Source organism: Enterobacter cloacae complex sp. ECNIH7 (assembly GCF_002208095.1).
In the GTDB taxonomy this organism is placed as follows: domain Bacteria; phylum Pseudomonadota; class Gammaproteobacteria; order Enterobacterales; family Enterobacteriaceae; genus Enterobacter; species Enterobacter cloacae_M.
In genome coordinates this window covers 724119-743386 of sequence record NZ_CP017990.1, presented here as the reverse complement: position 1 = coordinate 743386, position 19268 = coordinate 724119, and the positions used below count along the sequence as shown (strand labels likewise).

The following is a 19268-nucleotide window of genomic DNA, read 5'->3' as shown; positions in this document are numbered from 1 at the left end:
CGCATTAAAAAACGGCGCCTTTGCGCCGTTTTTTTTATTCCCGCCACGGCATAATCGGCACCGCGCTGATTGCGTTTTTCGGCGAGCCTTCCACCACTTTGTCAGAGTAGGCAAGGTACGCCAGGGTGTTGCGTTTGGCATCATAGAAACGCACCACCTGCAGTTTTTTGAATACCAGCGAAGTCCGTTTCTGGAATACAACGTCGCCCTGCGCTTTGCCGTTTTTAATTTTATCGCTCAACTCAACCGGCCCCACCTGCTGACAAGAAATCGCCGCATCGGAAGTATCTTCCGCCAGTCCCAGCCCGCCTTTGATACCGCCCGTTTTCGCGCGGCTGACGTAGCAGGTGACGTTTTTCACGTCCGGATCGTCAAACGCCTCCACCACGATTTTGTGGTCCGGGCCGAACATTTTGAACACGGTATCGACGGAGCCAATCTGCTCTGCCTGCGCCACGCGCCCGACCATCAGCATCAACGCGGTGAAGATCAAAGTCTTGTATTTCATATTGTTACCATTCTTTAAAATTACACTGAGCGATTATTCAACACTTTAGGCAAAAATGTAGCAAGATCACAGGATTAGAATATATCTGCCTGTAATGTGCTCTAAAAAGCATGAATGCGCAAAAAAAACACTGAATGCTAAAACATCAAAAAATGCTATTATCCGCTAACCTGTTATCAGGCACCTGCTGTTTTAAGGATGAGGATAGTATATGGATCAGGCTGGAATTATTCGCGACCTGCTCACCTGGCTGGAAGGTCATCTCGACCAGCCTTTGTCACTGGATAATGTGGCGGCTAAAGCAGGCTATTCCAAGTGGCATCTGCAAAGGATGTTCAAGGATGTCACCGGTCATGCTATCGGGGCCTATATTCGCGCACGTCGTTTATCAAAATCTGCGGTGGCTTTGCGCCTGACCGCGCGGCCGATTCTGGATATTGCTCTGCAATATCGTTTCGATTCGCAGCAGACCTTCACCCGCGCCTTTAAAAAACAGTTCTCGTTGACGCCAGCGCTGTATCGTCGCTCGCCTGACTGGAGCTCGTTTGGCATGCGTCCGCCGCTGCGTCTGGGCGAGTTCGCGATGCCGAAATATGAAATTGTCGCGCTGCCGGAAACCCATCTGATCGGCACGACGCAGAGCTACTCCTGTTCACTGGAGCAGATTTCTGAGTTCCGTCATCAGATGCGCGTCCAGTTCTGGCGCGACTTCCTGAGCCACGCACCGACGATCCCGCCAATCCTGTATGGCCTCAACGAAACGCACCCAAGCCAGGAAAAAGACGACGAGCAGGAGGTGTTCTACACCACCGCGCTGACGCCAGAGATGGCGAATGGGTATATTCAGGGTTCGAAGCCTGTCGTGCTGGAAGGCGGCGAATACGTAATGTTCGCCTATGAAGGGCTGGGAACGGGGGTTCAGGAGTTTATCCTGACCGTTTACGGAACCTGCATGCCGATGCTGAATCTGAATCGCCGTAAAGGTCAGGACATTGAGCGCTACTACCCGGCGCAGGATGCCAAACCGGAAGAAGGCCCAATCAATCTGCGTATGGAATTCTTGATTCCGATCCGTCGTTAACGCTGCAGTTCGTCAAGCGCAGGGGCATCGAGATGCGAAATGTCCCCTGCCATCTCCACGACCCAACCTGACGCCAGCCACGCGCTTTCCTGATAATCAATCCGGGAAATGGAGCAGTTGCGCAGACGCAAACGGCGCTCGGCGTAAGCCGGTAGCCCCAGAATCGTGCTCACCAGGCAACCCAACGCAATCCCGTGACTCACCAGCAGCGGACGGCTTCCCGCCGGCAGCTTCAGGCATTCCGCCAGGGCGGCATGCATGCGTACGCTGAGCTCCTGCATGGATTCGCCTTCAGGAATTCGACCATCTTCGGTACCGTTCACCAGCGTGCGGCGCCAGCCCTCCTCCGCTTCCGTCAGCGTATCGATATGGCGTTTCTCCAGCACGCCCATATCCAGCTCGCGCAGACGCGGCTCCAGCATGACGTCACAGCCGCAGGCATCTGCGATGATGCGCGCCGTCTGCTGTGTGCGACCTAAATCGCTGGTAATCACGTGGGTAATGCCCAGCGTTCTGGCGCGTTCCGCCACCTGCCACGCTTGCTGCACCCCCTTCTCGGTGAGAGGACTGTCTGACTGGCCTTGAATACGTCGCTCGGCGTTCCACTGCGTTTCACCGTGGCGAACAAGGTATACCTGTAACATGCTTTTTTTCCGTTATACTGCGATGAGTTTTTTTTGAATCGAGCTTAATTATGCACCATGTTGTCTCTGCTACCACTAATCCTGCCAAAATTCAGGCAATTCTAAGGGCATTTGACGAGATCTTCGGCGCAGGATCCTGCCATATTGAGGCCATCGGCGTCGAGAGTGGCGTTCCTGAACAGCCGTTTGGCAGCGAGGAAACGCGCGCTGGCGCACGAAATCGCGTGGCAAACGCGAAGGCTGCCGTACCGGATGCTGACTTTTGGGTAGCGATTGAAGCAGGCATCGACGAAGGCGCAACATTTAGCTGGGTTGTCATCGAAAGCCGCGAGCAGCGCGGTGAAGCGCGTTCGGCCACCCTGCCGCTGCCGGAGATCATTCTGGAAAAAGTCCGTGCGGGTGAAGCGCTCGGGCCAGTGATGTCGCAGTATACCGGAATCGATGAGATTGGCCGTAAAGAAGGGGCTATTGGCGTCTTTACCGCTGGCAAGCTGACGCGTTCAGGCGTTTACCACCAGGCCGTGATTCTGGCGTTAAGCCCGTTCCATAACGCGATTTATCGGTAAGTTTGTTGGCCGAATAAAGAAAAGCCGTCATCCGGCATTTTTCAGCAATACCGCTTCCAGCCACTGGCGCAGCTCAACCGGCGCCGACTTCAGGCTGTTCGAGCCGCGGGTGATCGTTGCAATACCCGCGCCAAGCTCATTTTTCAGCTCGCGCTGGCTCATTTCTCCGCGCAGCAACTCTTCAATGATCCGCACGCGCGTGCCCAGCGCCTCACGCTCGTCCGGCGTGAGCATCAGCTGCATCAGGGGTAAATGCAGATCCTGTTCGTAAGACTGACGCAGCAGCTCCACAAAACGAAGCCACTCCAGATGACGTTGTTCGGCCATTGCCGAGGAATACGGGGAATGCTGGGTCATGTTATGCTGCCTCTTGTACTCTTTAGCGAGTACAGCATAACACAACCCACGCCGATCAGTAACGCCTCTGCCACTCGGCATCGCTCATCAGGGTATCTTTCTGCCCCATGAAGTAGCGATAGTAAGCGTCATAGGCCAGCACGTTCTTCACGTAGCCGCGCGTTTCCGAGAACGGGATACTCTCCACAAACGCTACCGCGTCGATGCGTCCGGCGCTGTTGCCGAGCCAGGTGCGCACGCGTCCTGGCCCCGCGTTATACGCCGCCGATGAGAAGATGCGGTTATTGCCGAACTGCTGATACACGTACTGGAGATAGCTGGTACCGATATTGATGTTGGTATCCGGATCCAGAAGCTGCGACGGACTGCTGTACCCCGGAATATTAAACATCTTCACCGTGTGCGTCGCCGTGCCTGGCATAATCTGCATCAGGCCGCTGGCGCCCACCGGGGAACGGACTTTCGGGTTCCAGGCGCTCTCCTGACGGGCAATCGCCATCGCGTAGCTTTGCGGGATATCTTTACCGCTGGTGTAGCGATCGAAAAGATCTTTGTACGCCAGCGGGAAACGCTCTTCCAGATGATCCCAAAGCTTGCCGGCGATCGTCGCCTGCACGCTGAGATCCCACCAGTGATTATCAAACGCATAGCGGGCAAGCTGGGCTTTCTCATCGGTGGTGCGGCTGGTCACCAGATTCGCCCACTCGCTGCGCGCGGTGTTATCCATATTCCAGTACATCAGCTCGCGAACGCGCGCCATTTCTGGCCCCTGCGTCAGCGCCGGGTTCGCGTTGGCAGGCGCTTTATCTATACGGAAGGTGTATTCCTCGCCCAGACGCTGCGCGGCAGCCATTGGGTAAAACCCGCGCTGCTGCATCAGCGTATGGAGGATCTCTTTGGCTTCATCATCACGGCCGCGCTCCATCAGCAGATCGGCCTGCCAGTAGCGCCATTCGTCTTTCTCTTTGGCCTCCATTGGCAAGCGCGCGAGCCATGTATTCAGCCCACGGCGATCGCCCGTGCCCAGCGCCATGCGCACGCGGCGTTCCACCAGCGACGTAGAATTCGAACGCATAATCGCATCGTCACGCCAGCGCGCCTGTTCATCGGTCACATCGGTGCCCATCAGTCGCCACGCCACGATGTCGCGCAGCTCCTGGGTTTGCTCCTCATTGAGCTGCTGCGCCTGCACCAGCTGCGGGATCATCAGCCGCGCGTTTTCCACATCGTCACGCGCCACGCTGGCAAAGGCCACCGCCGCCATCTGGCGGGTAAAATCGGTCGCGCCCGTACTGCGGGCAAAGGTCAGCACGCTGTTGGGATCGTTTGCAAGCCCGATAACCGCCGTGGAGATCGTCTGGTAATCGGACGGCATCTGCCCCGCCAGCGTGGTCACCAGACGCGTGTTACCGGCTTTCATCGCCAGACGAATGCGCTCAAGGTAGGAGAGCGGGTCCTGCTTGCCGGAAGCACGCCACGCGCTAAACAGGGAATCACAGGCGTTCGGCTGGTTTTTTCCGGTCAGCCAGAGCTCTTTCGCTCCTGCCCAGGCCTCTTCCTGCTGGCCGGTCGCCCATTTTGCGTAGTAATAGTTACACTGGGCTTCGGTGGCGTTCGGCTTTTCAGGGCTAAACGCCAGCAGGCCGCGCCAGTCTTCGCGACGCGCCAGCTCGTTAACGAAACGAGACTGGAGATTTCGGGCAGGCGGCAGGGTCGGGTTCGCCTGAATGAAGTTATTCACGGTGACGGTAGGCTGGTTCATCAGGTCGTCCGTGATCTGGCGATACTCCAGATACGGATACAGCGGATAATCCTTTAGCGTCGGCATCAGCGCCTGCACGGTATCCATCTGCTTGTTGTCCCACGCCTGTTTAATCTGGGCGTAGCGGTTACGTTGTTCATCCAGTGAATCGGCATGCACCGCCTGGCTTACCGCCATTACGCATACGCTGGCAGCCAGCAGACGCCAGACCACCCGTTTGGCTTTTTCCACAAGCTCTTCCTCATTGTTTTTTCGTCAATTGCAGCGTCTTGCTACGTCAAAGTCTAATTAACTTATGCTAACCAGGCATCCTTCAACGCGCCACGTCATGGACACTTTTTTACCTTTCTTGCGCGTTTTAACACTCCCGACGTTCCTGGCTGGGATTAGGACGTGAAAAAGGCTACACTTCGAGGCTGAAATTCCTTCTCATTACGATAAAAGAGGCGAAGTCCAACGTGGCTCAATTCGTTTATACCATGCATCGTGTCGGCAAAGTTGTCCCGCCGAAACGTCATATTCTTAAAAATATCTCGCTGAGCTTCTTCCCGGGCGCAAAAATCGGTGTTCTGGGTCTCAACGGTGCCGGTAAGTCCACCCTGCTGCGCATCATGGCCGGCATTGATACAGACATCGAAGGTGAAGCCCGTCCGCAGCCCGGCATCAAGATTGGTTACCTGCCGCAGGAACCTCAGCTGAACCCGGAACACACCGTTCGCGAATCCGTTGAAGAAGCGGTATCCGAAGTGGTTAACGCGCTGAAAGGTCTGGACGAAGTGTATGCCAAATACGCCGAGCCGGATGCGGACTTCGACAAGCTGGCCGCACAGCAGGGCAAGTATGAAGAGATCATCCAGGCGCACGACGGTCACAACCTGAACGTGCAGCTGGAGCGCGCGGCTGATGCCCTGCGTCTGCCGGACTGGGATGCGAAAATCGCTAACCTCTCCGGTGGTGAACGCCGCCGCGTGGCGCTGTGCCGCCTGCTGCTGGAAAAACCAGACATGCTGCTGCTCGACGAACCGACTAACCACCTGGATGCAGAATCCGTGGCGTGGCTGGAGCGCTTCCTGCACGACTTCGAAGGTACCGTTGTGGCGATTACCCACGACCGTTACTTCCTCGACAACGTCGCTGGCTGGATCCTGGAGCTGGACCGCGGTGAAGGTATTCCGTGGGAAGGCAACTACTCTTCCTGGCTGGAGCAGAAAGATCAGCGTCTGGCGCAGGAAGCTTCACAGGAAGCGGCGCGTCGTAAGTCTATCGAGAAAGAGCTGGAGTGGGTTCGTCAGGGCGCGAAAGGCCGCCAGTCTAAGGGCAAAGCCCGTCTGGCACGCTTCGAAGAGCTGAACAACACCGAATACCAGAAACGTAACGAAACCAACGAACTGTTTATTCCACCTGGAGCACGTCTGGGGGATAAAGTGGTTGAAGTTACCAACCTGCGTAAGTCCTACGGCGACCGTGTGCTGATCGACGACCTGACCTTCTCCGTACCGAAAGGCGCTATCGTTGGCATCATCGGTCCGAACGGCGCGGGTAAATCGACCCTGTTCCGCATGATGTCCGGCCAGGAACAGCCTGACAGCGGCTCTATCACCCTGGGTGAGACCGTGAAGCTGGCCTCCGTTGACCAGTTCCGTGACGCGATGGACAACAGCAAAACCGTGTGGGAAGAAGTCTCCGGCGGTCTGGATATCATGCGTATCGGCAACACCGAAATGCCAAGCCGCGCCTATGTTGGCCGCTTTAACTTTAAAGGCACCGACCAGGGCAAACGCGTGGGCGAACTGTCCGGCGGTGAGCGCGGTCGTCTGCACCTGGCGAAGCTGCTGCAGGTGGGCGGTAACGTTCTGCTGCTTGATGAACCAACCAACGACCTGGATATTGAAACCCTGCGCGCGCTGGAAAACGCCCTGCTGGAGTTCCCGGGCTGCGCGATGGTTATCTCGCACGACCGCTGGTTCCTGGACCGTATCGCGACCCACATCCTGGACTACCAGGACGAAGGTAAAGTGGAGTTCTTCGAAGGTAACTTCACCGAATACGAAGAGTACAAGAAACGCACTCTGGGCGCCGACGCGCTGGAGCCGAAGCGTATTAAGTACAAGCGTATCGCGAAATAAAAGCAAAACGGCAACCTCGGTTGCCGTTTTTTATGTTTGTACCCTCTCCCCGTGGGAGAGGGTCAGGGTGAGGGCATCAGGCCGCACAAATTCAGCCACCCACGTAATACCGCTTCACCTCGTCAAACTGCATCGCAAAGTCGATATAGCTCATCAGCGCGGGCGAGTTCAGCTTGCGGCTTGGATACGCCAGCCACAGATCGTTACCTTCAACATTCCACTCCGGCAGCACCTGAACCAGCGCACCTTTTTCAATTTTATCTTCCAGCAGAAATGCGGGTAAGAGCGTGATCCCCGCACCGGCAATCGCACACTCGCGGGCGTATACCAGATTATCGGTCATGTGCGCGTTATCCGGCAGGTAGCGGTAACCCTCGCTCTCGCTTCGCAGAAGCCACTCCGACCACGCCCTGTGCGTAATGCAGCGGTGCTCCACCAGCTGGCGGGGATGCGTCAGCGGCTCGCGACGCGCCAGATAGTCCGGCGAGGCCAGCATGTAGCGCGGGCAGTGCCCGATCATCCGGCCAATCAGGGAGGAGTCCTGCGGCTTACCGGTGCGCAGCGCTACGTCAAAACCGGCCTCGACCAGATCCACCACGTCATCAGAAATCGACACATCCAGCGAAACGTCAGGATAGCGAAGCTGGAACTCGGCGTTCATATGCGCCAGCAGCGTCGCCCCTATCCCCGCCGGACAGGTGATCCGCAGCCGCCCGCTCGGGTTTTCGCGCAGGCGCTGAATGGCGTACTCTGCCCGCTCGCTGGCCGCCAGCATCTCGCGACAGTGCACCAGATAGTGCTCGCCCGCAAACGTGAGGCTAATCCTGCGCGTGGTGCGGTTCAGCAGGCGGATACCCACCTGCTGCTCCAGCTGGCTAATTCGCTGACTAACGCTGGATTTCGGCAGTTCGGCCTTCCGGGCCGCCGCGGTAAAGCTGCCCATCTCCGCCACCAGCGCGAAAAGCGCCATATCCTGCAGCTGTTTAAACATGATTGTTCATCCTGTACGAACGCTGAGTTCTTGATTGTCCATCTTATCACGCAGCTGGCCACTTTATAGACTAGCCTCAACAAAACGCTTTCCATTGAGGAGCACACCATGTCTGTTAAAGCCATTGCCGTTAACCCAGAAAATCCGTCCACCTTCATTGAAATCACCCCGCCAATGCCGCAGCCCGGCGAGCACGATCTGCTGGTGGAGGTGAAGGCCGTCTCCGTTAACCCGGTCGATACCAAAGTCCATGCGGGCATTGCCAGGAACGGGCTGAATGAGCCGCGCATCCTCGGGTGGGATGCCAGCGGGATCGTCAAAGCCGTTGGGGGTGGCGTCACCGGATTCAAACCGGGGGATGAAGTGTGGTACGCGGGCGACATCACCCGCCCGGGCAGCAACACCACGCACCAGCTGATCGACGCGCGCATTGTCGGACACAAGCCTGCCAGCCTCGGCTGGGCCGCGGCTGCCGCGTTGCCACTGACCGCCCTTACAGCCTGGGAAGGATTATTCGAGCGGCTGAACATTCAGGATGCCGGGGCGGATAAAACGCTGCTGATCATTGGCGGCGCGGGCGGAGTGGGATCGCTGGCGATCCCATTTGCGAAGCACAACAGCAAGGTGAAAATCATCGCGACGGCATCAAGAGAAGATTCCGCCCGCTGGTGTCGCGATCGCGGGGCTGACGTTGTCGTCAACTACCGCGACCTGAAAGGGGAGCTGACGAAACAGGGGCTGACCTTTGTGGATTACATTTTCATCCTCAACGACACCGACGGACACTGGGATGCGGTCAGCGACCTGATTGCGCCTCAGGGGCATATCTGCTCCATCGTTGAGAATGAACGTCCGCTGAACCAGGACAAGCTGAAGTCCAAATCCGCCGCCCTGCACTGGGAATTTATGTACACCCGCAGCATGTATCAGACCGCGGATATGGCGCGTCAGGGTGAGATCCTCAATGAGGTGGCAAAGCTGGTGGATAACGGCGTGGTGGAAAGTTCGCTCAGCGAAACGCTGCACGGGCTGAGCGTGGAGAGCATTACCGAGGCGCACCGTAAAGTGCTGGAGGGACATATGCGTGGGAAAGTGGTGGTTGAGTTCTGAATGGCTTGATGCCCTCACCGGCCCTCTCCCACAGGGAGAGGGAGGTTAACGTCCCCTCTCCCTGTGGGAGAGGGTTAGGTGAGGGGTAAGTTTTTACCCCTGCTCCCCCATCATCTCCTTCACCAGCTCGACGCAGCGCAGGAAGCGGGAGTCGTAGTCAGACTCTTCCACATGGACAAACTCAACGTTGTTTTCGTTGAGCATCTCCACCAGCATGGTCTGAAACTCTCGCCTGTCTACGGAGCTGCCGAGGCTGCGCATGCCGTCGGCCACCCACGGGGTGTTGTTCTCCAGCAGTATCACCAGGTCAAAGCGGTATTCGTCAATCAGCGCCTGCACGAACGGGTGCTCGCGCCCTTCGTATTTTTTACAGAACGCCTGCGTGGTCACGAAATCGGTATCGATAAACGCCACCTTGTTGGCGTATTTCACCGCAAAATCAATGTACTGGGCATGACCGAGCGCGATTTTGTCGTAGTCGGAATACTGCAGCGCCATCTCGTCGCCGCCAAGGTGCGAGAAGACATAATCGCGGCCGTACTCCCACGCGCTGGTGGTGTTGAAGATGTTCGCCAGCTTGTTGACCAGCGTTGATTTCCCGCTCGACTCGCCGCCCAGGATCGCGACGGTACGCACGAAGAACGGCTTCACCTCGGTCGGGATGTAATCCCAGTAGCGGAACGGGTTCTCGCGGATCTGCGCTCCGCTGATGTTCATAAAGGTACGTTTCGGGTCGATCAGCACCGTCTCGATACCCAGATGCTCGCGGAACTGCGGCGCGTCGGACTCTTCAGAGGTGTAGATCCAGTTAGGCGTAATGCCCTTCTCTTCCATAAACGCTTTGATGCCGTTGCTCCACACGTCCCAGCCGTGCGGATACGGCTCCATGCCCTCTTCGTTAAAGGCATGAATACGAATATTTTTCTGGTACTTAAATGTCTGGAGCAGCCAGCGCAGGCGGTCCGGCACGGTCGGCTGCTGCGACATGGCGCTGTCTTCAAACAGCTGACGGTCACGGGTTTCGTCGTATCCCATGATGATATGCAGCTCGTCAACCTGGCTACAGGCGCGCTGGATCAGATAGATATGTCCGGTATGCAGGGGGTAAAACTTGCCGAACACCACGCCGATGTTCTTTTGCATACGCGGGAATTCCAGCCCCAGAAAGCGGTGCAGCGCTTCCAGCTTCTGCGCGCTGGGGCTTTTGATTTTGGCGTTCAGCAGCTGGCTCAGGTAGCCTTTGGTCATGCCGCTGGCATCCGCCACCTGCTGCAGCGTGCAGCCCTTCTGGCGGATTGCGGTCTTGATGTAGTCAAATGATGACATAAATTACGGTGCCTCCTGCAAAATCAAATTTACGTAATTATAAGTCGTCAAAGACATTTAACGCATCTGCGAGTTTTTTCACGCCAAATACCTGCATCCCTTCCGGGATCTTTTTCGGCACGTTGGCGGCGGGAACGATCGCCCGGCGGAAACCGTGTTTTGCCGCCTCGGAGATACGCTCCTGGCCGCTGGGTACCGGACGGATTTCCCCGGCGAGGCCCACTTCGCCGAATACCACCAGATCCTGCGGCAGCGGTCTGTCTCGCAGGCTGGAGACCATCGCCAGCAGCAGCGCCAGGTCTGCGCTGGTCTCCGTGACTTTGACGCCGCCGACCACGTTAACGAAGACGTCCTGATCCGCCATCTGCAGCCCGCCGTGACGGTGCAGCACCGCCAACAGGATCGCCAGACGGTTCTGTTCCAGACCGACCGCCACGCGCCGCGGGTTGCCCATCATCGACACGTCCACCAGCGCCTGAATTTCAACAAGCAGCGGGCGCGTTCCTTCCCACAGCACCATCACCGAGCTGCCGGAGGTGATCTCATCGCCGCGGCTCAGGAAGATGGCCGACGGGTTGCTGACTTCGCGCAGCCCCTGTTCGGTCATGGCAAACACGCCCAGTTCGTTCACCGCCCCAAAGCGGTTCTTGTGGCTGCGCAGGGTACGGAAGCGGGAATCCGCGTCGCCGTCGAGCATCACGGAGCAGTCGATACAGTGTTCCAGCACCTTCGGCCCGGCCAGCGAGCCGTCTTTGGTCACGTGGCCGACCATCACAATCGCCACGCCGCGCGTTTTGGCAAAGCGCGTCAGGTAAGCCGCGGTTTCACGCACCTGCGCGACGCTGCCCGGCGAAGACTGAATGTCCGCCATGTGCATCACCTGGATGGAGTCGATCACCATCAGCTTCGGCTGCTCTTCTTCAGCGATCATGCAGATCTGCTCGATGCTGGTTTCGGAGAGCATGTTCAGGTTGCCGGTCGGCAGGCCCAGACGGTGCGCGCGCATCGCCACCTGCTGCAGTGACTCTTCGCCCGTGACGTACAGGGTTTTCATCTGTTCGGCGAGCTTGCAGAGCGTTTGCAGCAGCAGGGTCGATTTACCCGCGCCCGGGTTACCGCCGATCAGGATCGCGCTGCCCGGCACCACGCCGCCGCCGAGCACGCGGTCAAACTCTTTGAACCCGGTGGAGAAGCGCGGCAGCTCTTCGAGGCTGATGTCCGAAAGTTTTTGCACCTTCGCCACGCCCGCGTTACCGGCATAGCCGCTCAGGCGTTCATTGCGCGCCACGCTCGGCGAAGCCGCCACACCACGCACTTCGGTGATGGTGTTCCAGGCATGACAGGCGCTGCATTGCCCCTGCCAGCGCGGATAATCCGCACCACATTCATTACAGACAAATGCGCGTTTTGGAGCTTTCGCCACGGTTTACCTCGTTATTTCTGTGCGGCCTGCGTGCCGGGCGGCGCTTACGCTTACCCGGCCTACAAAGCAGACCGTTATTTCTGATTAATGCTGCCGGAGAGAATGCAGAACACCCCCATCAGGTCAGCGTGACGGATAGTGACTTCCGTCTTTTCATTCACTTTTGGCTTGGCATGGTAGGCAATGCCCAGCCCGGCGGCTTTGATCATCGGCAGGTCGTTCGCGCCGTCCCCGATGGCGACGGTCTGGACGACCGGAATTTCATATTTTTCCGCCAGACGCGTCAGCGTATTGGCTTTGTACTGGGCATCTACGATATCGCCGATCACCTGGCCGGTCAGCTTGCCGTCCATGATCTCCAGCTCATTGGCCACCACGGTGGTCAGATGCAGTTTTTCCCGCAGGTAATCCGCGAAGAAGGTGAAGCCACCGGAGGCAATCGCCACCTTCCAGCCGAGGGACTGTAGCTTCAGCACCAGCTGCGTCAGCCCAGGCATCAGCGGCAGCACGTCGCGCACCTGACGCAGAATGTTGGCATCGGCCCCTTTCAGGGTCGCCACGCGCTGGCGCAGGCTGGCGGTGAAGTCCAGCTCGCCGCGCATCGCACGTTCGGTGACTTCCGCCACCAGCTCGCCGCTGCCCGCCAGCTTCGCAATCTCGTCAATACACTCGATCTGAATGGCGGTTGAGTCCATGTCCATCACCAGCAGGCCCGGGGTTTTCAGATGCGGAATTTTGCCCAGCGGCGCGACGTCCAGCCCCGCGTCATGCGCCAGACGCGTTGCGCGCTGCGTCAGGGAACCCGCCAGGCGAATAACCTGGTAGTCTTCCACGCACCAGGCGGCGACGATGACCATTGCCGCACCGAGCTTGCTTTGATACTGAGTCAGGCGTTGCTTATCCAGACCGCGTCCGTAGAGGAGCCAGCCGCTACGACCGGCGTGGTAATCCAGAGGCATCACCTCATCGCCACTTAAAGAGAGCGGCAATCCTGGCCATAAAGAGACATCCGTTGGCAGGTCACACCAGGTAATGTTCGGCATTAAAGCTCCTGTAATTTCGTTCGCGCCGGAAGGTTGCAGAGGGAAAATAACGCATGAGGCTACCCTGTAACCATCACTTCTGGCAACATTAAGCCGTAAATTTTCAGCAGGTGGAATATGGCTCGCGCAAAACTGAAATTCCGGCTTCATCGCGCCGTGATTGTCCTTTCCTGTCTCGCACTACTAGTGGTGCTGATGCAAGGGGCATCGTGGTTTAGCCAGAACCATCAACGGCAACGCAACCCGCAGTTTGAAGAGCTGGCCCGCACGCTGGCCCGCCAGGTGACGCTCAACGTCGCACCGTCCATGCGTACCGAAACGCCGGACGATAAGCGGATAGGCCAGGTTTTACGCCTGCTCACGGAGAACAGCCGCATTCTTGATGCTGGCGTCTATGATGAGCAAGGCAATCTGATTGCCCGCGCGGGCGAGCACGTCGACGTGCGCGACAGGCTGGCGCTGGACGGGAAAAAAGCCGGGGGCTACTTTAACCAGCAGATTGTCGAACCTATTCAGGGGAAGAATGGCCCGCTGGGCTATCTGCGCCTGACCCTCGATACCCACACCCTGCCTACTGAAGCCAAACAGGTCGATAATACCACCAATATTCTGCGCCTGATGCTGCTGCTTTCACTCGCCATCGGCGTTGTGCTGGCGCGCACCCTGCTTCGCGGCAAGCGCTCGCGCTGGCAGCAATCCCCGTTCCTGCTGACCGCCAGCAAATCCGTCCCCGAAGACGAAGAGAGCGAGAAGAAAGATTAGTGATAAAGTAGGCGAACGATTCGGAAAAGGAACTTTGCCATGACGACGTTACGCCTGCTTGTCTCTGACTCTTACGATCCCTGGTTTAATCTCGCGGTAGAAGAGTGCATCTTCCGCCAGATGCCCGCTACCCAGCGCGTACTGTTTCTGTGGCGTAACGCCGATACGGTGGTCATCGGCCGCGCGCAAAACCCGTGGAAAGAGTGCAACACCCGGCGTATGGAAGAGGACAACGTCCGCCTCGCACGTAGAAGCAGCGGCGGCGGCGCGGTGTTTCACGATCTGGGCAATACCTGCTTTACCTTTATGGCGGGCAAACCGGAATACGATAAAACCATCTCAACGTCCATCGTCCTCAACGCGCTCAATTCACTCGGCGTGACGGCGGAAGCCTCCGGGCGTAACGATCTGGTGGTGAAAACCCCCGAGGGTGACCGGAAGGTCTCCGGCTCCGCCTACCGTGAAACGATGGATCGCGGCTTCCACCACGGCACCCTGTTGCTGAACGCCGATCTGAGCCGTCTGGCGAACTACCTGAATCCGGATAAGAAAAAGCTCCAGGCCAAAGGAATTACCTCCGTACGCGGCCGCGTGGCAAATCTGGTGGAGCTGCTGCCGGGGATCACGCACGAGCAGATTTGCGATGCCATCGGTGACGCGTTCTTTGAACATTACGGCGAGCGCGTTGAAGCAGAAGTCATCTCCCCTGAAAAAATCCCGGACCTGCCCAACTTCGCCGAAACCTTCGCCCGCCAGAGCAGCTGGGAGTGGAACTTCGGTCAGGCTCCTGCGTTTTCCCATCTGCTGGACGAGCGTTTTACCTGGGGCGGCGTGGAGCTGCATTTTGACGTGGAGAAAGGCCATATCACCCGCACGCAGGTGTTTACCGATAGCCTGAACCCGGCACCGTTAGAGGCGCTGGCGGCACGTTTGCAGGGCTGTTTGTACAGGGCAGATATGCTGCAGCAGGAATGCGACGCGTTGATCGGAGATTTCCCGGAGCAGGAAAAAGAGCTGCGGGAGCTGTCGGCGTGGATTGCACAGGCCGTGCGCTAGGTGCGGTCTGGTGCCCTCACCCCGGCCCTCTCCCACAGGGAGAGGGAGGGAAGAGACAGAATTACTCTTTATCGCCCAGCAGAACGGATTCCAGCGCGATTTTGATCATGTCGTTAAAGGTAGTCTGACGCTCGGCAGCAGTGGTCTGCTCGTGGGTACGGATGTGGTCAGACACGGTGCAGATGGTCAGCGCTTTCGCACCAAACTCAGCCGCGACGCCGTAAATACCCGCCGCTTCCATTTCCACGCCCAGAATGCCGTATTTCTCCATCACGTCGAACATCTCGCCGCCGTCCGGGGCATAGAACAGGTCAGCAGAGAAGATGTTACCCACGCGCGCTTCAACGCCCAGCGCTTTTGCTGCGTCAACCGCGTCACGCACCATGCCGAAGTCAGCAATCGCCGCGAAGTCATGGTCTTTGAAACGCATGCGGTTAACTTTGGAATCGGTGCAGGCACCCATACCGATAACGATGTCGCGCAACTTAACGTCCATGCGCACCGCGCCGCAGGAGCCAACGCGGATGATTTTCTTCACGCCGAAGTCGGTGATCAGCTCTTTGGTGTAGATAGAGCAGGATGGGATACCCATACCGTGGCCCATAACGGAGATTTTGCGGCCTTTATAGGTACCGGTGAAGCCCAGCATGCCGCGAACGTTGTTCACTTCACGCACGTCTTCCAGGAAAGTTTCTGCAATGTGCTTCGCGCGCAGCGGGTCGCCCGGCATCAATACGACGTCAGCGAAATCACCCATTTCTGCATTAATGTGAGGAGTTGCCATCTTCAGTTCCTTTTACATTGTTTATTCTTTTCACCCTCTCCCTGTGGGAGAGGGCCGGGGTGAGGGCATCAGACCTCACCCAACATGATTCAGAACATGGCCTTGCCATATTCCATGTCAGACGTACCAAAGTATTTCGCCAGGGTCTGGCCGATGTCCGCAAAGGTTTCACGGTGACCGAGCGAGCCAGGCTTCACTTTCGGGCCGTACACCAGCACCGGAATGTGCTCACGGGTGTGGTCGGTACCGGTCCAGGTTGGGTCACAGCCGTGGTCCGCGGTCAGGATCAGAATGTCATCTTCACCCACCAGCTCCATCAGCTCCGGCAGACGACGGTCGAACAGCTCAAGACCGGCCGCATAGCCTGCGACGTCGCGACGGTGGCCCCAGGAGGAGTCGAAGTCCACGAAGTTGGTGAAGACGATGGTCTTGTCGCCCGCTTCTTTCATCTCTTTGATGGTGGCATCGAACAGCGCGTCCAGACCGGTGGCTTTCACTTTTTTGGTGATGCCGCAGTTGGCGTAGATATCCGCGATTTTACCCACGGAAACCACGTGGCCGTCTTTCTCTTCAACCAGCTTCTGCAGTACGGTCGGTGCCGGTGGCTCAACGGCCAGGTCATGACGGTTACCGGTACGCTGGAAGTTACCCGCTTTGTCGCCGATAAACGGACGCGCGATCACGCGGCCAATGTTGTAGCCGCCTTCGGTCAGCTCTTCACGGGCGATTTCGCACAGCTCATAGAGTTTATCCAGGCCAAACGTCTCTTCGTGGCACGCAATCTGGAACACGGAGTCAGCAGAGGTGTAGAAAATCGGCTTGCCGGTTTTCATGTGCTCTTCGCCGAGCTGATCCAGAATCACGGTACCGGAAGAGTGGCAGTTACCGAGGTAGCCCGGCAGGTTGGCGCGCTTCACTAGCTTATCGAGCAGCTCCTGCGGGAAGCTGTTCTCGTGATCGGAGAAGTAACCCCAGTCGAACAGCACCGGCACACCGGCGATTTCCCAGTGGCCAGACGGGGTGTCTTTACCGGAGGAGAGTTCGTGAGCCCAGCCATAGGCGCCCACGACTTCCGCGTTGCCGTCCATACCGGCTGCGATTTTACCGGTAGAACCTTCATGCGCTTTCACCAGACCGAGGCGGGTCAGGTTAGGTAGAGTCAGAGGGCCTTTACGACCGTTGTCCGCTTCGCCTTTCGCACAGGCTTCCGCGATGTGGCCCATGGTATCGGAACCCACGTCACCAAAACGTTCTGCATCTTCGGTTGCGCCGATGCCGAATGAGTCCAGCACCATAATAAATGCACGTTTCATAATTGTTCTCCGTACGTAGTGCTTCAAAAATTATCGATCAGATCAGTATACCGCTATTCGGTGATACGGCGATAGACAGTCGGTGTGGTTTCCGGCGCTTTATCGTCAAGCGTAATAGCCGCTTTCACCGCTTTAGCCGCTTCCTGCCAGCTGGCTTCGTCTTTGGCGTGGATCACCGCCAGCGGACGTTGACCGTCAACGCTGTCGCCCAGACGGGCCATATCGGTAAAGCCGACGCTGTAATCAATGGTGTCTGACGCCTGACGACGGCCACCGCCCATCGAGACCACCGCCATGCCGAGGGCACGGGTGTCCATCGCAGAGACAAACCCTTCGCTATCGGCATACACCGCTTTGCTGAGCGTCGCGGTTGGCAGGTATTTCGCGTAGTTTTCGACGAAATCGGTCGGGCCCTTCTGGGCTGCAACCATGCGGCCGAAAATGTCCGCCGCTTTGCCGTTATCCAGCACCGCCTGCAGCTTCGCGCGGGCTTCTGCGTCGTCTTTGGCCAGCTTGCCGGAGATTAACATCTCAACGCACAGCGCCATGGTGACGTCGAACAGACGCGGGTTACGGTATTCGCCTGTGAGGAACTGGACGGCTTCACGCACTTCGACGGCGTTACCGGCGCTGGAGGCCAGCACCTGGTTCATGTCAGTGAGCAGCGCGGTGGTGCGCACGCCCGCGCCGTTGGAGACCCCAACGATCGCTTCGGCAAGCGCAGCAGAAAGTTCATAGGTTGGCATAAAGGCGCCGCTGCCGACCTTCACGTCCATCACCAGCGCGTCCAGCCCTTCTGCCAGTTTCTTCGCCAGGATAGAGGCGGTGATCAGCGGGATGGAGTCAACGGTCGCGGTGATGTCGCGGGTCGCGTAGAAACGCTTGTCTGCCGGAGCAAGAGAGCTGGTCTGGCCAATAATCGCCACACCAACGTCTTTAATAATGTCGCGGAAGCGGTTGTCGTCCGGGAAGATATCGAAGCCCGGAATGGCTTCCAGTTTGTCGAGCGTACCGCCGGTGTGGCCCAGGCCGCGCCCGGAGATCATCGGGATGTAACCGCCGCAGGCTGCCACCATGGGGCCGAGCATCAGAGACGTCACGTCACCCACGCCACCGGTGGAGTGTTTATCCACAATCGGGCCGTTAAGGTTGAGGCTTTTCCAGTCCAGAACGGTTCCTGAATCTCGCATCGCCATGGTCAGCGACACGCGCTCAGGCATCGACATATCGTGGAAGAAAATGGTCATCGCCAGAGCCGCAATCTGCCCTTCTGAGACGGTGTTATCACGAATGCCGTTGATAAAGAAGCGGATCTCTTCGTCGCTTAATGCATGACCATCACGTTTTTTACGAATAATTTCTTGTGCGAGAAACACGGTAACCTCCATGCGGAATCGGGGGAGTTGTGGCGGGTGGCGCTACGCTTACCCGCCCTACGATCCTGTCGGCCGGATAAGCGAAGCGTCATCCGGCATTGTCTGGCAATCAGTAGCTGCTTGCGCTCTTACCGTCGCCGTGACCCAGCGCTTTCAGCAGGCTGGCCAGCAGGCTGGACGCACCGAAGCGGTAGTGACGGGAATCGGCCCAGTCGGCGCCAAACAGCTCGTCGGCAATCGCCAGGAACTGCTGCGCGTCTTCAGCGGTACGCACGCCGCCCGCAGGTTTGAAACCAACGGTTTTGGATACGCCCATGTCGCGGATCACTTCCATCATGATGCGCGCGCTTTCCGGGGTCGCATTCACCGGCACTTTACCGGTAGAGGTTTTAATGAAATCCGCACCGGCTTTGATGGAGATTTCAGATGCTTTACGAATCAGCGCCTCTTCTTTCAGCTCGCCGGTTTCGATGATCACTTTAAGCAGCACGTTTGCCGCCGCGCACGCGTCTTTACAGGCTTTCACCAGGTCAAAACCGACCTGCTCGTTGCCGGCGATCAGCGCGCGGTACGGGAACACCACGTCAACTTCGTCTGCGCCGTAAGCAATCGCCGCGCGGGTTTCTGCTAGCGCAATCTCGATATCGTCGTTGCCATGCGGGAAGTTAGTTACGGTTGCAATACGCACGTCCGGCGTGCCCTGCTCTTTCAGCGTCTTACGGGCAATCGGGATAAAGCGCGGGTAGATACAGATGGCTGCGGTGTTACCCACCGGCGTTTTCGCCTGATGGCACAGGGCGATGACTTTTTCATTGGTGTCGTCATCGTTCAGGGTCGTCAGGTCCATCAGCTTCAACGCGCGCAGGCTGCTTGCTGTTAAATCGGTCATAACATTCTCCAACGGCAGTGCCGTATAAATTTTACCTTGCGGGTCTGTGAGTATTCTAACATTCACCCGCATCCACACTTCGACATTCATCACAGTTAATGAAAACTGCATACAAATTTGCATTACTGTAATGAGATCTTCTTCAAACTTT

18 protein-coding genes are annotated in these 19268 nt (G+C 57.6%); 6 read left to right on the top strand and 12 right to left on the bottom strand.

All coding sequences use genetic code 11. From position 1 onward, the window contains the following. Window positions 1-34 precede the first annotated feature (34 nt). Window positions 35-508, bottom strand: coding sequence for a protein CreA (gene creA / locus WM95_RS03645; RefSeq protein ID WP_032660778.1), 474 nt, complete (start codon window positions 506-508; stop codon window positions 35-37). A 211-nt stretch (window positions 509-719) separates the two neighbouring features. Between creA and robA the strand changes: the two genes are divergently transcribed. Continuing rightward, entirely contained in the window at window positions 720-1589 is an 870-nt protein-coding gene (gene robA / locus WM95_RS03640) for an MDR efflux pump AcrAB transcriptional activator RobA (protein WP_023310333.1), read from the top strand. Here robA and gpmB read toward each other — a convergent pair. After that, window positions 1586-2233, bottom strand: a complete 648-nt coding sequence (gene gpmB, locus WM95_RS03635) for a 2,3-diphosphoglycerate-dependent phosphoglycerate mutase GpmB (protein WP_023310332.1) — start codon at window positions 2231-2233, stop codon at window positions 1586-1588. The two genes, robA and gpmB, sit on opposite strands and share 4 nt — an antisense overlap. Window positions 2234-2283: 50 nt before the next feature. Between gpmB and yjjX the strand changes: the two genes are divergently transcribed. Further along, window positions 2284-2799, top strand: a complete 516-nt coding sequence (gene yjjX / locus WM95_RS03630; protein WP_063408253.1) for an inosine/xanthosine triphosphatase — start codon at window positions 2284-2286, stop codon at window positions 2797-2799. Between the two features lie 27 nt (window positions 2800-2826). Here yjjX and trpR read toward each other — a convergent pair whose 3' ends face one another. Next, on the bottom strand, window positions 2827-3156 hold the full coding sequence (gene trpR, locus WM95_RS03625; RefSeq protein WP_023310330.1) for a trp operon repressor: 330 nt from the start codon (window positions 3154-3156) through the stop codon (window positions 2827-2829). A 55-nt stretch (window positions 3157-3211) separates the two neighbouring features. Continuing rightward, window positions 3212-5149, bottom strand: a complete 1938-nt coding sequence (gene sltY, locus WM95_RS03620) for a murein transglycosylase (protein ID WP_023310329.1) — start codon at window positions 5147-5149, stop codon at window positions 3212-3214. 227 nt (window positions 5150-5376) lie between these two features. Between sltY and ettA the strand changes: the two genes are divergently transcribed. Then, window positions 5377-7044, top strand: a complete 1668-nt coding sequence (ettA, locus tag WM95_RS03610; protein ID WP_003856515.1) for an energy-dependent translational throttle protein EttA — start codon at window positions 5377-5379, stop codon at window positions 7042-7044. Between the two features lie 91 nt (window positions 7045-7135). Here ettA and WM95_RS03605 read toward each other — a convergent pair whose 3' ends face one another. Beyond that, window positions 7136-8035 carry a LysR family transcriptional regulator gene (locus WM95_RS03605; protein ID WP_063409712.1) on the bottom strand — a complete coding sequence of 300 codons (900 nt, stop codon included), beginning with the start codon at window positions 8033-8035 and terminating at the stop codon, window positions 7136-7138. Window positions 8036-8143: 108 nt separating this feature from the next. On the opposite strand from WM95_RS03605, the gene WM95_RS03600 reads away from it, so the two are divergent. Continuing rightward, on the top strand, window positions 8144-9145 hold the full coding sequence (locus tag WM95_RS03600) for a zinc-binding alcohol dehydrogenase family protein (RefSeq protein WP_023310327.1): 1002 nt from the start codon (window positions 8144-8146) through the stop codon (window positions 9143-9145). Window positions 9146-9238: 93 nt separating this feature from the next. On the opposite strand, the gene nadR is transcribed toward WM95_RS03600, so the two are convergent. The 3 genes from nadR to serB all read right to left on the bottom strand — a co-directional run bounded on the left by nadR (window position 9239) and on the right by serB (window position 12937). Beyond that, complete coding sequence (nadR, locus tag WM95_RS03595; protein WP_063409713.1) at window positions 9239-10471, bottom strand: multifunctional transcriptional regulator/nicotinamide-nucleotide adenylyltransferase/ribosylnicotinamide kinase NadR; 1233 nt, start codon at window positions 10469-10471, stop codon at window positions 9239-9241. A gap of 37 nt (window positions 10472-10508) precedes the next feature. Next, a complete protein-coding gene (gene radA / locus WM95_RS03590; protein WP_014068810.1) occupies window positions 10509-11894 on the bottom strand; it encodes a DNA repair protein RadA in 1386 nt (461 codons plus the stop codon). A gap of 74 nt (window positions 11895-11968) precedes the next feature. Then, a complete protein-coding gene (serB, locus tag WM95_RS03585) occupies window positions 11969-12937 on the bottom strand; it encodes a phosphoserine phosphatase (RefSeq protein ID WP_023310325.1) in 969 nt (322 codons plus the stop codon). A gap of 117 nt (window positions 12938-13054) precedes the next feature. Here serB and WM95_RS03580 point away from each other — a divergent pair, with 117 nt between their 5' ends. Together WM95_RS03580 and lplA are read left to right on the top strand one after the other, a co-directional pair. Then, window positions 13055-13699 carry a YtjB family periplasmic protein gene (locus WM95_RS03580; protein WP_023310324.1) on the top strand — a complete coding sequence of 215 codons (645 nt, stop codon included), beginning with the start codon at window positions 13055-13057 and terminating at the stop codon, window positions 13697-13699. 39 nt (window positions 13700-13738) lie between these two features. Further along, window positions 13739-14755 (top strand): lipoate--protein ligase LplA, encoded by a 1017-nt coding sequence (gene lplA, locus WM95_RS03575; protein ID WP_063409714.1) that lies wholly within the window; start codon window positions 13739-13741, stop codon window positions 14753-14755. 61 nt (window positions 14756-14816) lie between these two features. Here lplA and deoD read toward each other — a convergent pair whose 3' ends face one another. The 4 genes from deoD to deoC all read right to left on the bottom strand — a co-directional run bounded on the left by deoD (window position 14817) and on the right by deoC (window position 19117). Beyond that, a complete protein-coding gene (gene deoD, locus WM95_RS03570) occupies window positions 14817-15539 on the bottom strand; it encodes a purine-nucleoside phosphorylase (RefSeq protein ID WP_010427122.1) in 723 nt (240 codons plus the stop codon). Window positions 15540-15628: 89 nt separating this feature from the next. Next, a complete protein-coding gene (gene deoB / locus WM95_RS03565; protein ID WP_058840508.1) occupies window positions 15629-16852 on the bottom strand; it encodes a phosphopentomutase in 1224 nt (407 codons plus the stop codon). 53 nt (window positions 16853-16905) lie between these two features. Beyond that, complete coding sequence (gene deoA / locus WM95_RS03560) at window positions 16906-18228, bottom strand: thymidine phosphorylase (protein WP_047060215.1); 1323 nt, start codon at window positions 18226-18228, stop codon at window positions 16906-16908. Window positions 18229-18337: 109 nt separating this feature from the next. Then, window positions 18338-19117 (bottom strand): deoxyribose-phosphate aldolase, encoded by a 780-nt coding sequence (gene deoC, locus WM95_RS03555; RefSeq protein ID WP_023310320.1) that lies wholly within the window; start codon window positions 19115-19117, stop codon window positions 18338-18340. Between the last annotated feature and the right edge of the window lie 151 nt (window positions 19118-19268).